This window comes from Skermanella rosea (genome assembly GCF_016806835.2).
Lineage (GTDB): Bacteria > Pseudomonadota > Alphaproteobacteria > Azospirillales > Azospirillaceae > Skermanella > Skermanella rosea.
Map to the genome: position 1 here is coordinate 2,524,664 of NZ_CP086111.1, position 14,622 is coordinate 2,539,285.

13 protein-coding genes are annotated in these 14,622 nt (G+C 67.0%); 3 read left to right on the plus strand and 10 right to left on the minus strand.

What is annotated here, in order from left to right; genetic code table 11:
* Positions 1-2: 2 nt before the first annotated feature.
* From JL101_RS11555 to rpsD, 3 genes are all read left to right on the plus strand, one after another.
* Entirely contained in the window at positions 3-2,075 is a 2,073-nt protein-coding gene (locus JL101_RS11555; protein ID WP_203095197.1) for a TonB-dependent receptor plug domain-containing protein, read from the plus strand.
* Between the two features lie 36 nt (positions 2,076-2,111).
* Positions 2,112-3,836 carry a methyl-accepting chemotaxis protein gene (locus JL101_RS11560; protein WP_203095198.1) on the plus strand — a complete coding sequence of 575 codons (1,725 nt, stop codon included), beginning with the start codon at positions 2,112-2,114 and terminating at the stop codon, positions 3,834-3,836.
* 188 nt (positions 3,837-4,024) lie between these two features.
* On the plus strand, positions 4,025-4,639 hold the full coding sequence (rpsD, locus tag JL101_RS11565) for a 30S ribosomal protein S4 (RefSeq protein ID WP_158045417.1): 615 nt from the start codon (positions 4,025-4,027) through the stop codon (positions 4,637-4,639).
* An 84-nt stretch (positions 4,640-4,723) separates the two neighbouring features.
* Here rpsD and rarD read toward each other — a convergent pair whose 3' ends face one another.
* From rarD to JL101_RS11615, 10 genes are all read right to left on the minus strand, one after another.
* On the minus strand, positions 4,724-5,668 hold the full coding sequence (rarD, locus tag JL101_RS11570) for an EamA family transporter RarD (RefSeq protein WP_203095199.1): 945 nt from the start codon (positions 5,666-5,668) through the stop codon (positions 4,724-4,726).
* A gap of 88 nt (positions 5,669-5,756) precedes the next feature.
* Complete coding sequence (locus JL101_RS11575; RefSeq protein WP_203095200.1) at positions 5,757-7,124, minus strand: methyl-accepting chemotaxis protein; 1,368 nt, start codon at positions 7,122-7,124, stop codon at positions 5,757-5,759.
* Positions 7,125-7,310: 186 nt separating this feature from the next.
* Positions 7,311-7,649: a Grx4 family monothiol glutaredoxin gene (grxD, locus tag JL101_RS11580; RefSeq protein ID WP_201080193.1), complete on the minus strand. Its 339-nt coding sequence runs from the start codon at positions 7,647-7,649 to the stop codon at positions 7,311-7,313.
* 67 nt (positions 7,650-7,716) lie between these two features.
* Positions 7,717-7,956 (minus strand): BolA family protein, encoded by a 240-nt coding sequence (locus JL101_RS11585; RefSeq protein WP_201080195.1) that lies wholly within the window; start codon positions 7,954-7,956, stop codon positions 7,717-7,719.
* A 28-nt stretch (positions 7,957-7,984) separates the two neighbouring features.
* Positions 7,985-10,198 (minus strand): phosphoribosylformylglycinamidine synthase subunit PurL, encoded by a 2,214-nt coding sequence (gene purL, locus JL101_RS11590; protein WP_203095201.1) that lies wholly within the window; start codon positions 10,196-10,198, stop codon positions 7,985-7,987.
* Complete coding sequence (gene purQ, locus JL101_RS11595; protein WP_203095202.1) at positions 10,195-10,884, minus strand: phosphoribosylformylglycinamidine synthase subunit PurQ; 690 nt, start codon at positions 10,882-10,884, stop codon at positions 10,195-10,197. The genes purL and purQ overlap by 4 nt, the downstream gene beginning before the upstream one ends.
* Before the next feature lie 141 nt (positions 10,885-11,025).
* On the minus strand, positions 11,026-11,205 hold the full coding sequence (locus tag JL101_RS11600; RefSeq protein WP_203095203.1) for a hypothetical protein: 180 nt from the start codon (positions 11,203-11,205) through the stop codon (positions 11,026-11,028).
* Between the two features lie 10 nt (positions 11,206-11,215).
* Positions 11,216-12,565 carry an amidase gene (locus tag JL101_RS11605; protein WP_203095204.1) on the minus strand — a complete coding sequence of 450 codons (1,350 nt, stop codon included), beginning with the start codon at positions 12,563-12,565 and terminating at the stop codon, positions 11,216-11,218.
* 4 nt (positions 12,566-12,569) lie between these two features.
* Positions 12,570-13,925 carry a TRAP transporter large permease gene (locus JL101_RS11610; RefSeq protein ID WP_203095205.1) on the minus strand — a complete coding sequence of 452 codons (1,356 nt, stop codon included), beginning with the start codon at positions 13,923-13,925 and terminating at the stop codon, positions 12,570-12,572.
* Positions 13,926-13,928: 3 nt separating this feature from the next.
* A complete protein-coding gene (locus JL101_RS11615) occupies positions 13,929-14,570 on the minus strand; it encodes a TRAP transporter small permease subunit (RefSeq protein WP_203095206.1) in 642 nt (213 codons plus the stop codon).
* Positions 14,571-14,622: the final 52 nt, after the last annotated feature.

Consider the following 14,622-nt stretch of genomic DNA (forward strand, 5'->3'; position numbering starts at 1 on the left):
CCATGAAGACCCTGTTTCCGCTCGCATCCATCGGCATCGCGCTCGCCCTGACCGCGACCGGACCGGCGAATGCCCAGACCATCAACTACGGAGACCTGGAGGCGCTGTTCAAGGAACCGGTGACCACCAGCGCCATCGGCAAACCGCAGCGGCAGACCGAAGTTCCGGTCACGATGGACATCATCAGCGCGGAGGACATCCGCCGGTCGGGCGCCAACGACATTCCCGAAATCCTGCGGAACGTCGCCGGGGTCGATGTCTGGCGGTGGAGCAACGGCGCCACCGATGTCGGCGTGCGCGGATACAACCAGGCGGCCTCGCCCCGGCTGCTGGTGCTGGTGAACGGCCGACAGGTCTATCTCGACCATTACGGCGTCACGACCTGGAACGCGATCCCCGTCGAGCTGTCGGAAATCCGCCAGATCGAGGTGGTGAAGGGACCGAACTCGGCGCTGTTCGGATTCAACGCCGTCGCCGGCGTGATCAACATCATCACCTTTTCGCCTCTCTACGACGACGTGAACACGGCGACCCTGCGCGGCGGGACGCAGAAATACCGGCAGGTCTCGCTTGTCAATACCCTGAAGGCCGGCGACAGGGCGGGTTTGAAGATATCGGCCGGCGCCTCCGACGCCGATGAGTTCGACACCGAGGCGAGCGCGCTGGTCGACAGCCTGCGCCGGGGGCCGGAGCGGCGGTCGCTCAGCCTTGACGGCCTGGTCCAGGTGACGGACGACATGCAGTGGGGCGTCGAGCTGACGCGCAGTCACCTGGAATATACCGACACGCTGTCGATCTACACGCCGTCGCGGGCGACGACGGATACCTATTCCGCCCGCACGTCGCTGACGGGCGAGAGCGGCTGGGGCCTGTGGGAAGCCTCCATCTACCGCAACTGGCTGGAGGCCGACCTGGACAGCGGCGGCGTCTCGTCCGACCTGCCGGTCACCAACAGCGTCACCGTCGCGAAGCTCCAGGACCTGTTCAAGGTCGGCACCGATCACAGCTTCCGGATCTCCGGCGAGTACCGGCACAACACGATGGAAGTCGTGCCGCACAAGGAGGCCACCGTCTCCTACGACGTCTACTCCGCCGGCGGCATGTGGGACTGGTCGGTGACGAAGTCGGTTTCGCTGACCAACGCGGTCCGGGTGGACCACCTGCGGCTGGACCGCAGCGGGCCGGTGACCCTGGCCAACTTCCCCAGCGCCACCGGGCCGTTCATCAACGACGACTACGACAAGAACCTGACGGAGTACAGCTTCAACAGCAGTCTCGCGTGGCGGCCGACCAAGCTCGACACGGTGCGCGTGATGGCGTCGCGGGGCGTGCAGCTCCCGTCGATGCTGGCCTTCGGCTATCACGACGGATTTCCGCCGAGTCCCGGCAGTCCGCTGCCGATCTATTCCCGGATATCGGGCAACCCCGATATCGATCCGATGGCGGTGATGAACTATGAGCTGGGATACGATCGGCAGATCCCGCAGATCGACGCGCTGGCCCGATTCAGCCTTTACCGGCAGACCTCGAAGAACCTGATCGGAGACGTCGATCCGACCCGGATCAGCTCGATCGATTTCACCACCTTCCCGATCCCGGTCGATTTCCTGTTCGGCAATGTCGGCAGTTCCGCCGCGACGGGGTTGGAGGTCGGCGTGGACGGCCGAATCGGCACCGCCTGGCGCTGGGGGCTGAACTACGCGTTCGAGATCGTCGACGACGACCTGATCGCAGCCTACAACGACGGCAATCCGACGGCCGTCGCCTTCGAGGACTCGACGCCGCGGAACAAGGTGAACGGCCGGATCGGCTATACGCGCGGCGGGTTCGAGGCCGACCTCTTCGCCAACTACGTCTCCGGCTACCGGGTGCCGCAGTACCGGCCCGGGGCCGGCATGTGGGGGCTGGCCGACGTCGATGACCGGATTACGCTGAGCGGACGCATTGGCTATCACCTGAACGACATCATCACCGTCGCGGTGGAGGGATTGTCGTTCAACCAGACGACCCACCGGGAGACCTCGCTGCCCGAGGTCGAACGGAGGGTCTATTTCTCGGTGCGGGCCGACTACTGAGGTCCCGCGTCGGAAACCCTGTCCGGAGAAGCCATCATGGCGAAGCGCCCGACGCTGTCCAACCTGCCGTTCTTCTTCAAGTTCGCCCTCGCGCCGGGTCTGGCGGTCTGCCTGATGATGATCGTCGCCACGGTGGGCTACACGGGGCTGGGCAGGCTGGTCGGCGACCTCAGGACGATGGTCGAGGCGAACCTGCGGGGCGGCATCGACCTGGCCACGGTCAGCGGGCGGATCGACAGGGTGAACGGCCATCTCTACCAGACCGTGGTCGCCAAGGCCGCCCAGGGCAGCGACGCACGCGTGCCGGAGCGGCTGACGGCGATCCGGGGAGAACTGGATTCGATCATCCGGGATCTCGGCATCTGGCGCGACCGGTACGCCCAGCCGCAGGAGCGCGGCAGGCTGGACGAGGCGATCGAGGGGCTGGGCACCTACCGGGAGATGATCGACGTCGTCGAGTCGATGCTGGAATTCGATTTCCGGGGGGTGGTCAAGCTGATCGGGCCGCTGGAGGAAAACTACAGGAAGCTCAATGCCCTGATCGCGGGCATCATCGATTCCGGGGTCGAGAACGCCCGGGGGCAGGCGGACCGGTCCGCGACCGCGGCCGACCTGATGAGGCTGGTGTTCCTGGGGTCGACCCTGCTGGCCGCCGTGGCGGTCGCCGGATTTTCCTGGCGCATCGGCCGGTCGACCACCGGCTCCATCGAACGGATCGCCGCGGTTACCCGGAAGCTCGCCGACGGAAAGCGTGACGTGGATATCGCCGCGCTGTCCCGGAGCGACGAGTTGGGAGCCATCGTGGAGTCGCTGGCGGTGTTCAGGGACAACGGCATCAAGCTGGACCAGTCCTGGGAAGCGCAGAAGCACGAGCACGATCAGCGCGAGCGGCGCGCCCAGGCGATGGAACAGCTCGTCCTGTCGCTGGACGGGGAGATTTCCCGGACTCTGAACCAGGTATCGACCGCGACCGTCACGCTCGAAAGGGCCGCGGAGTCGCTCTCGGCGGTCGCGCAGCAGACGGAGCAGCAGGCCGACTCGGTCGCCGGCGCCGCGGCCCAGGCTTCCGCCAACGTCGATACCGTGGCGGCCACGGCGGAGCGCCTGTCGCTGGCCATCGTCGAGATCGACCGGCAGGTGGGCGAGTCGACGCGGGTGTCCGGCCAGGCCGTCACGTCGGCCCAGCGGGCCAACGATCTGGTCACCGGCATGGACGATACGACCCGGAAGATCGGCGAGGTCGTCAAGCTGATCACCAGCATCGCGGCCAAGACGAACCTGCTGGCCCTGAACGCGACGATCGAGGCGGCGAGGGCGGGGGAGGCCGGGCGGGGCTTCGCGGTGGTCGCCCACGAGGTCAAGGATCTGGCGAACCAGACGGCCCACGCTACGGGCGAGATCACGGCCCAGATCGCCGCCGTGCAGGATGCCACGCGCCTGGGAGCCGAGGCGATCCGGGAGATCACGTCGATCATCGGCCGGATGAACGAGATCGGCGGCATCATCGCCGGCGCGGTCCGGGACCAGAGCGGCGCCACCCACGAGATCGTCGACAGCGCCTTGCAGGCGGCCGACGGGACCCGCACGGTGTCGCGCAGCATCGAGGGCGTCCGGGACGGCGCCGGCGAGACCGGCAAGGCCGCGGAGGACGTCAACGGCGCGGTCGGCACGCTGTCCAGCCAGGCGAGCGACCTGCGCACCATGATCGACCGGTTCCTGGCGGACATCCGGTCGGTCAACGCCTCGCGGGGCAGGGGTTGACGCCGGAAGCTGGCTTTCCGGGTGACATCCGTTTGACTTTCCGCTCCCGGTCCGTATAGTGCGGCGCTTCCTCCCAAGAAGGCGGGCGTGCATGTGGTAACGCCCCGTCCGCGGCCGATCAAGTCCTTCGGGACCATCCGACCGGCAGGACCTATTGGGACAACAAACAGCGTCGAAAGCGATAGCGTATGAGCAAGCGTCAAGAGTCCAAGTACAAGATCGACCGCCGTCTGGGCGTCAACCTCTGGGGTCGTCCGAAGAGCCCGATCAACCGCCGTGAATACGGCCCCGGCCAGCACGGCCAGCGCCGCAAGAAGCCGTCCGACTTCGGCCTGCAGCTGATGGCCAAGCAGAAGCTGAAGGGCTATTACGCCAACATCGGCGAGAAGCAGTTCCGCCGCCTCTATGCCGAGGCCGTCCGCCGCCGCGGCGACACCGGCGAGAACCTGATCCAGCTGCTGGAGCGCCGGCTCGACGCCGTCGTCTACCGCATGAAGTTCGTGCCGACCCCGTTCGCCGCGCGCCAGTTCGTGAACCACGGCCATGTCCGCGTCAACGGCAAGCGCGTCAACATCCCGTCCTACCAGGTCAAGGACGGCGACGTGATCGAGGTCAAGCAGAAGTCGAAGCAGATGGCGCTGGTCATGGAAGCGATCGCTTCCGGTGAGCGCGACATCCCCGACTATCTGGACGTCGACACCTCGGCCCTGAAGGGCACCTTCGTGCGCGCCCCGGCCTTCGCCGACGTGCCGTACCCGGTCCAGATGGAACCGAACCTGGTGGTCGAGTACTACAGCCGCTGATTCTCGCGGCTTGAACGACGAAAGGGGCGCCGGCTCGGACCGGCGCCCCTTTTTTATTCGTGCCCGTCCCGCCCGGGCGAGGCCTTACCGCCGCGCCCGGTGCATCAGGAAGGCGTCGGTGCTGTATATCGCCAGGGCCAGCCAGATCAGCCCGAAAGCGATGGCGTGGGCGGGAGTGAAGTCCTCGCCGAACAGAAGCACGCCGATCGCCAGCTGGAGCGTCGGCGAGATGTACTGCATCAGCCCCATGGTCGACAGTTTAAGGCGTTGGGCGCCGAAGTTGAAGAAGATCAGCGGAAGCGCCGTGACCACGCCGGATACGGCCAGCAGCGCCGCCAGCCCGGGATCGTCCAGGGTGAAGACACCCGTGCCCGCAGCGCCGATCCAGATCAGGTAGATCGCCGCGAAGGGCGTCAGCATCGCCGTCTCGATCAGCAGCCCGACGAGCGGATCGATGCCCGCCTTCTTGCGGATCAGGGCATAGAAACCGAAGGTGGTCGCCAGGGTCAGCGACACCCAGGGCAGTTCGCCCAGGCTGACCACGAGGCTGGTGACGCCGATCGCCGCCAGGGCGACCGAAAGCGTCTGCTTGGCATTGAGCCGCTCGCCAAGGAACAGCACCCCGAGCACCACGTTGACCAGCGGATTGATGTAATAGCCCAGGCTGGTCTGGACGATATGGTCGCTGTTGACCGCCCAGATGAACAGCAGCCAGTTCGTCGTGACGAGGCAGGTGGTCAGGGCGAAGATGCCGACGCGCCGGGCGGTGGACAGGGCGGTCACGACATCGCGCGGGTCGCGCATCACCAGCACCAGGACGATCATCAGCAGCAGCGACCAGAGCACCCGGTGCGACAGGATCTCTACCGGAGTGGCCGGCTGAAGCGCCTTGAAGAAGATCGGGGCGACGCCCCAGACCAGGAAGGCTCCGAGCGCGTACAGGACGCCGGAAACGGCGGGATCGACGGGAGCGCGCGCGTCACGGGCCACGCGAGGGCCGCCGGAGTTGGCAAGGGGCGATTCGGACATGATCGCTGCTTAACACGGCAGCAGATCAACCGGTGCATCGGGCGCCCTGCACCGTGGGCATAACTGACCTGCGACGCGCCTGGACAGGTCAGGCGCTGCGCAGTTTCTGCAGAAAGCTGTCCACGGTCGCGCGCAGATCCCTGGCCTTGTCGTTCACCGAGCGGGCCGAGGACATCACCTGATCGGCTGTCCGGCCCGAATTCTCGGTGGCCGAAGCGACCCGCTCGATGTCGCTGTAGACCCGCCGCGTCCCGTCGGAGGCGGTATCCACATTGTGGGCGATCGTTCGGGCCGCGGTGCTCTGGCGCTCGACGGCCGACGCGATGTCGGTGACGATGCCGCCGATCTGCTCGATGGTCTGGGCGACGTTGGTCATGGTCGCGACCGCCCTGCCGGTGACCTCCTGGATCTGGTGAATCTTCTGCGTCACCTCCTCGGTCGCGCGCCCGGCCTGTCCGGCAAGGTTCTTCACCTCGCTCGCCACGACGGCGAACCCCTTGCCCGCCATGCCGGCCCGGGCGGATTCGATCGTCGCGTTGAGCGCCAGCAGGTTGGTCTGGGCCGCGATCTCGCCGATCATGCCGACCACCTGGCCGATCTCCCGGACGGTGTCGTTCAGCCCGGCCACCACGTCGTTCGTGGCGGCGACCTGGTCCATTCCGATGCGGGCGATGGTGGTCGCGTTTCCGGTCTGGCGCTCGATGTCGGCGATGCTGTCCGACAGGGCGTTCGCGGCCGAGGCCAGGCTTTCGACGCTGGCGGACGAGGTCCGCGAGGTCGAGGCGATGGCCGAGGAGCGCTCGCGGGCGTCGTCGCAGGAACTCAGCATCAGCTGGGCGTTGGATTGAAGCGCGGTGGCCGCCCCGGACAGGGTCTCCACGACCTGGCCGATGCTCTCGTCCAGGCGGCCCGCCAGATCGCCGAGCACGCGCCGGCGCTCCGCCTCGGACTGCCGCTTGAGGGCGGCCTGCTCGGCCTCCAGGCGGAGCTTCTCGACCGTGTTCTGCTTGAGCACGAGGACGGCCCGCGCCATGACGCCGATTTCGTCCTGCTGGGCGGCGTAGGGGATCGCGACGGTGGGCTGGCCTCCGGCAAGCTGGTCGATGGCCCCGGTCAGCCGCATCAGCGGGTTGACGACCCGGCTCCGCGTGAACCACAGGAAGAACAGGCCGACCGATATCAGCGTGCAGATGGTCGCGACGCTTCCCCAGGTCACCAGGAAGGACATCAGGGAGACGGTGGACGTCAGGCTCTCGGCACCGGGAAGGCGGGCTTCGGCGACAAGCGCCGTCCAGTCCTGCGTGAAGCGGCGAAGCCCCAGGAGGACGAGGACCGACATGGAGGCGCCGACGACCCCGATGCCGAGCAAGGCATAGGCGACGGCCGATCCCAGGAACCGCAGCGTCAGACCCCGAACGAAACCACCGGTAAGCGCCGTAGCCGAACCGCGTGCCATGACCAAGTCCTTTTCCCTTTTACTTTTTTCGGTCAGGACTTTCGCGTGCCAAGCATTACCGCCGGCTTAACGAAGATATATGTCAAAAGGCGGTTCCGGGCTTTTCCGGGGACTTGGATGCGGGCATGAAAAAGGGCTCCGCCTGCGGAGCCCTTTCCCTGAAGTCTCTGCAAGGACGGAGAGAGGTCAGGCCTTGACCTGGACGTCCACGCCCTTGGAGCTCAGCATCTCCATCAGCTCGCCGGTCTGGTACATCTCGCGGACGATGTCGCAGCCGCCGACGAACTCGCCCTTCACGTAGAGCTGCGGGATGGTCGGCCAGCTGCTGAAGGTCTTGATGCCTTCCCGTAGGCTCGGGTCGACCAGCACGTCGATCCCCTTGAACTTGACGCCCAGGTGGGTCAGCACCTGGACCACGGCGGACGAGAAACCGCACTGCGGGAAAACCGGGGTGCCCTTCATGTAGAGGACGACGTCGTTGCTCTCGATGTCGCTCTTGATCCGCTCTGCTACGGAGTTGTCCATCTCTCGATATCCTCGTGAATTCGACCGTTCGGGGCGACCGGCGGTGGAAACCGGCGTTGGTGGTCAGTCAGGCGTCCTTGGGAACGCTGGTCTGCAGGGCCAGGGCGTGGAGTTCCCCGCCCATGCGGCCCTGCAGGGCGTCGTAAACCATCTTGTGCTGCTGAACGCGCGTCTTGCCTTTGAAAGCGGCGGATTCGACGTACGCGGCGTAATGATCGCCATCGCCCCGCAGATCCTCGATGCGAACCTCGGCATCGGGGATGCCTTCCCTGATCAAGCTCTCGATGAGAGCCGCGTCCATCGCCATTTTCAGCCTTCCCGCTCAGCTTATGGGGTTAATCCGCACCGCCTGCCATGATCGACGGCAGCCAGGCTTCATGTGCCGTTCTAAGGCCATCAACCGATATGGCGTCACCCGCACCGAGTGTCAACGTGGTGCCGCCGGTCACGCCGAGACGCCGCACCGGCACGCCGGCCGCGTTCGCTCGACCGATCACGGCGTCGGCGTCGGACGAGGTGACGACATAACGGCCCTGGTCCTCGCCGAACAGGAAACCGGCTGCGCCGACACCGTCCGGCAGGTCGATCGCGGCGCCGATCCGGCCGGCCATCGCCATCTCCGCCAGCGCCACCAGCAGGCCGCCGTCCGAGACGTCGTGGCAGGCCGTGACGGCGCGGTCGCGGATCAGGTCGCGGACCAGATCGCCGTTGCGGCGTTCGGCCGCAAGGTCGACCGGCGGCGGCGAGCCTTCCTCGCGGCCGTGGATCTCCCTCAGATAAAGCGACTGCCCGACATGGCCCCGCGTCTCGCCGACCAGCAGGATCGCCTGGTCCGGTGCCTTGAACGCGAGGGAGACGGCCAGCGACGCGTCGGGCAGGATGCCGACGCCGCCGATCGCCGGGGTGGGCAGGATCGCCTCGCCGTTGGTCTCGTTGTAGAGGCTGACATTCCCCGACACGACCGGGAAATCCAGCACGGTGCAGGCGTCCGCCATGCCCTGGATGCACCCGGCGAACTGGCCCATGATCCGCGGCTTCTGCGGATTGCCGAAGTTCATGTTGTCGGTGATCGCCAGCGGCTTGGCGCCGACCGCGGTCAGGTTGCGCCACGCCTCGGCCACCGCCTGGGCGCCGCCGCGGACCGGATCGGCGAAGCAGTAGCGGGGCGTGCAGTCGGTCGTGATGGCCAGCGCCTTGTTCGTCCCGTGGACGCGCACCACCGCGGCATCGCCGCCCGACGCCGCGACCGTGTCGGCGCCGACTTGGCTGTCGTACTGCTCCCAGATCCAGCGGCGCGACGCCAGGTCCGGGCTGCCGATCAGGCGGTGCAGGATCTCGGTGGCGGGGGCGGGCAGGGGAACCTCGGCGGCATCGATGTCGGCCTGCGCCGGCGTGGGCTCCCACGGGCGTTCGTAGACGGGCGCGCGATCGACCAGCGGAGCCACTTCCAGGTCGCAATAGGTCTCGCCATGCATCCTCAGGACGAGGCGACCGCTGTCGGTGACCCGGCCGATCACGGCGAAGTCCAACTCCCACTTGTCGAAGATCGCCTTCGCCAGATCCTCGCGGCCCGGCTTGAGGACGATCAGCATGCGTTCCTGGCTCTCGGACAGCATGATCTCGTACGGGGTCATGCCGGTCTCGCGCTGCGGCACCGTGTCCAGGTCCAGCTCGATGCCGAGGCCGCCCTTGTCGGCCATCTCCACCGAGGAGGAGGTCAGGCCGGCGGCACCCATGTCCTGGATCGCCACGATGGCGTCGGTCGCCATCAGTTCCAGGCAGGCCTCGATCAGCAGCTTCTCGGTGAAGGGGTCGCCGACCTGCACGGTCGGACGCTTCTCCTCGCTGTCCTCGGTGAATTCGGCCGAGGCCATGGTGGCGCCGTGGATTCCGTCGCGGCCGGTCTTGGACCCGACATAGACCACCGGATTGCCGACGCCGGCGGCGGCCGAGTAGAAGATCCGGTCGGTCTCGGCCAACCCCACGGTCATCGCGTTGACCAGGATGTTGCCGTTGTAGGACGGGTGGAAATTGGTCTCGCCGCCGACCGTCGGCACGCCGACGCAATTGCCGTAGCCGCCGATGCCGGCGACCACGCCCGAGATCAGGTGGCGGGTCTTCGGGTGGTCGGGGCTGCCGAAGCGCAGCGCGTTCATGTTGGCGATGGGCCGCGCGCCCATGGTGAAGACGTCGCGCAGGATGCCACCGACGCCGGTGGCCGCCCCCTGGTAGGGCTCGATGAAGGACGGGTGGTTATGGCTCTCCATCTTGAAGATGGCGGCCTGCCCGTCGCCGATGTCGATCACCCCGGCATTCTCGCCCGGCCCGCAGATGACGTGCGGCGCCTTGGTCGGGAGCTTCTTCAGCCAGACCCGCGACGACTTGTACGAGCAGTGCTCCGACCACATGACGGAGAAGATGCCCAGCTCCGTGAAGGACGGCGTCCGGCCGACGATCTCCAGCATCCGCTGGTATTCGTCGGGGGAAAGCCCGTGCTCCGCGGCCAGTTCGGCGGTGACTTCGGGTTCCTTGCGGGCGTTCGTGGTCACGACAGGGCCTCCACCAGTCCGTCGAACAGGGGCTTCCCGTCGGTGTTGCCGTGCAGCGGCTCGCAGGCCCGCTCGGGGTGCGGCATCATGCCCAGCACGGTGCGGGTCTCGTTGAACAGTCCGGCTATGGCGTTGGCCGAGCCGTTCGGGTTGCCCGACGCGTCGATCACGCCGCCGGGTGCCACGTAGCGGAAGGCCACCATGCCGGCGTCCTCGATCTGGGCGAGCGTATCGGCGTCGGCGAAATAGTTGCCGTCGTGGTGGGCGACCGGGAAGCGGACGACCTGCCCCTCCGAAAAGGCCGAGGTGAAGGCGCTCTCCGCGTTCTCGACCCGCAGGTCGACCGTCCGGCAGATGAACTTCAGCCCGGCGTTGCGCATCAGCGCGCCGGGAAGCAGGCCCGCCTCCGTCAGGATCTGGAAGCCGTTGCAGATCCCAAGCACGCGGACGCCGGCCCTGGCCCGGGCCACGACCTCGCGCATCACCGGGGATTTGGCGGCCATCGCGCCGCTGCGCAGATAGTCGCCGTAGGAGAATCCGCCCGGAACGACGATCAGATCGACCGGGGGAAGGTCGCTGTCGCGGTGCCAGACCATGGCGGGCTTGGCGCCCGTGGCGTGCTCCAAAGCGACGCTGACGTCGCGGTCGCAGTTGGAGCCGGGGAATACAATGACGGCGGCCTTCATGAGGCGCTTCAGCAACTTCCTTGGAGATGATGCCCCAGCGGCAATTGCGGCAGACACTAAAGAGCCGGCCCCGCTATTGCAAGCCCGCGGACGCGGGGCAGCCCTGCCGAAGGGTGCCGCCGTCCGCCGCCTGCCCCGAGGTTACCCGCGGCCGTACCGCTTCCTCATGATCTCCTGGGCGAAGTCGAAGGCCGCCATGGCCACGCAGGCGACGAAGATGACGATCAGCACCGGCTCCGGCACATAGACCGCGATGATGGCGAGGAACCCGGCGAAGCCGGCCAGTCCCAGGATTGCGAGAACGCTATCGATGATCCTCATGTCCCGATCCTCAAATGGGTGTAGCCATGCCGAAGCGGCGCATCAGCCAGCTTGCGGTCCGAAGGAGCCGGGCGTCCCCGCCGCGCCGGCCGACCAGCTGGACGCCGACCGGCAAACCGTTCTCCCCCTGGAGGAGGGGCAGGGTGATCGCCGGGACGCCGCAATAGGTCCAGATGGTGCAGAAGACCGGGTCTCCGGTGGTGGTCAGGCCCGCCGGGGCCTCGCCGGTGGTGGCCGGCGTGACGATCGCGTCGTACCGGTCGAAGATGCGGTCGAGCGCGCTGTTCAGGACTTCCGTCCAGTCCAGGGCGAGCGAGTAGTCGACGGCCAGAAGGGTGCGCCCCTCGTCGATCATGCCTTGGAGCAGCGGGCTGAGCTGGTCCCGGCCCCGCTCGGCGTAGCGGGAGAAGTTGCGGGCGATGTCGGCCAGCATGATCGTCCGGTGCAGTCCGTGCGCCCGGTCGAACGGTTCCGGCAGGTCGACCTGGTCGATCCCGTCGCCCAGCTCGTCGCGGAGTTCGCCGAAGGCCTCCCGGGTCGCCGGTTCCGCTCGGTCCCAGACGGGCGACGGCACGAAGGCCAGCACGGGCGCCAGCGGCGGCGTCGCCGCAGCGCCTTCCATGAGCTGCGGCCGGGCGGTCGGCCGCATGGCCGGGTCGCGCTCGTCGTAGACGGCCAGCACGTCGCCCAGCAGGGCCGCGTCTTCGACGCTCCGGGCGAAGACGCCGACGCTGTCCAGCGCCGGCGACTGGACCAGCACGCCGCGCCGCGAGATCGTGCCCCGGCTCGGCTTGTAGCCCACGACGCCGCAGAACGACGCCGGGCGGATCACGGATCCGTTGGTCTGCGTTCCGACGGCAAGCGGCACCATCGACGCCGCGACCGCCGCCGCCGACCCGGAGGAAGAGCCGCCGGGCGTCCGCCCGGGATCGTGCGGATTGCGGGTGTCGCAGGGATTCATGACGGCCAGTTCGGTCGTGGCCGTCTTGCCCATGACGATGGCGCCGGCTTCCCGGAGCCGCGAGACGATGAAGGCGTCGTCCTGCGGCCTTCTGCCGGCATCCAGCGGCGTGCCGTTGCAGGTCGGCATGTCGCGGGTGTCGATGATGTCCTTCACGCCGACCGGGATGCCGTGGAGCGGTCCGGTCGGCCGTCCGGAGGAGCGGAGGCTGTCGAGCATCCGCGCCTGGAGCATGACGTGGTCGGGATCGAGGAAGGTCCACGCCCGGACCTCCTCCTCCCGCGCGGCGATGGCTTCCAGGTGGGCTTCCGCGACTTCGACGGCCCGGACCTCGCCCCGGTCGATCCGGTGGCGTAGGTCGCTGGCGGAGAAGCGCGTCAGTTCCAGGTTCGCAGTCATTCGGTTACTGACCATAGACCAGGTTGGGCAGGAAATAGGCGATCTGCGGGAACATGTAGAGGATGATCATCGACAGGAACACCAGGAAGAGGAACGGCATGCATCCCTTGAAGATCTGGACGAGCTGGACATGGGGCGGTGCTATCCCCTTCAGGTAATAGGCCGACATCGCCATGGGCGGGGTCAGGAACGAGGTCTGGAGGTTGAGCGCGATCAGGATGCCGAAGAACAGCGGGTCGATCCCGAAATGCGGCAGCAGCGGCAGGAAGATCGGCACGAAGATGATGATGATCTCGGACCACTCCAGCGGCCAGCCGAGCAGGAAGATGATCAGCTGCGCCAGCAGCAGGAACTGTAGCGGCGTCAGGTCCAGGCCGGTGACGAATTCGGTGATGACCCCTTCGCCGCCCAGATAGGAGAAAACGGAGGAGAAGGTCCAGGACCCGACGAACAGCCAGCACACCATCGCCGAGGTGCGGACGGTCAGGTAGACGGACTGCCTCAACCGGTCCCAGGTCAGCGATCCGTAGGCCGCCGCCAGGACGAGGCCGCCCAGCGCGCCGATGGCGGCCGCTTCGGACGGAGTCGCCAGCCCGAACAGGATGGCTCCCAGCACCGACAGGATCAGCACCGCCAGGGGAAGGAACGACGTCGCCAGCATGACCAGCAGCTTGCCGATCGGAACGTCGCCGATGTCCTCGTCCCGCGGCTTGGGAGCGACGGACGGTTGAAGCACGGCGCGGATGACGACATAGACGAGGTAAAGCCCCGCCAGCATCAGGCCGGGCAGCAGCGCGCCCGCGTACAGCCGGACGATCGAGACGCCCGACGTCGCGGCGTAGACGATCAGCATGATCGACGGCGGGATCAGGATGCCGAGCGTTCCGCCTGCGCAGATCACGCCGGAGGCGAAGCTGGTGTCGTAGCGCGCCTTGAGCATGGCCGGGAACGCCAGCAGGCCCATCAGCGTCACCACCGCGCCGACGATGCCGGTGGCCGTCGCGAACAGGGCGCAGGTGATCAGTGCCGCCACGGCCATGGAGCCCGGAACCCGGCGCGCCGCGATGTAGATCGTCTGGAAGAGCCGGTCGACGATGTTCGCCCGTTCGACCACATATCCCATGAACAGGAACAGCGGCACCGCGGTCAGCACGTCGTTCGCCATGACCGAATAGGTCTGGTTGACGAACAGGTCGAAGATGCGGTTGTCGAAGATCGTCCGCATCCGCTCGGCGTCATAATAGGCATAGTAGCCGAACCCGACGCCCATCGCCATCAGGGTGAAGGCGATCGGAAAGCCGAGGAGGATCACGAAAAGGAACGAGCCCAGCATCAGCAGGGCTACTTGTGGGTCGGACATGGATCAGCCCCGCCTGTCGCCGTTGGTCTTATTATGCATGGGCGTGACGATATCCACCGCCTCGGATCCATGGGGAAGGCTGCCGGTGGCGAGAGACTTCGCCAGCGCCGTTTCGGTTTCCTCGATCTCGTCGCGGACCCGCATCCATTCGCCGGTCCGGATGCAGAGGATGCAGCGGAAAACCTGGGCGATCCCCTGGATCAGGAGAAGGACGCCGGCGGCGACGATGATCGACTTGAATTGGAAGATCGGGATGCCGGCCGGGCTCATCACGCTGACCTCGGCATAGCGCCAGGACCGCGAGGCGTATTTCCAGCCCGCCAGGACCAGCGCGATGATCCCGGGAAAGAAGAACAGGAAGTAAAGCACCAGCTCGACGGTCGCCTGCGTCCGGGGACGCCACAGCCGGTAGACGAAGTCGCCGCGCACGTGCCCGTCGCGGGACAAGGTGTAGGCCCCACCCATCATGAACAGGGCGCCGTACATCATGTAGGTGATGTCGAACGCCCAGGTCGTGGGATTGTCGAGGAAGTAGCGGACGAAAACCTCGTAGCTGACGCCGAACGTCATGACGACGATCGCCCAGGCGAACGCCTTGCCGATCCATGCGGACAGGCGATCGGCAAACTCGATGTACCGGATCATGGATTTCTCCCAAGCATCACGCTCAGCCGAGCGCCGGCGCGGCCAGGGACCG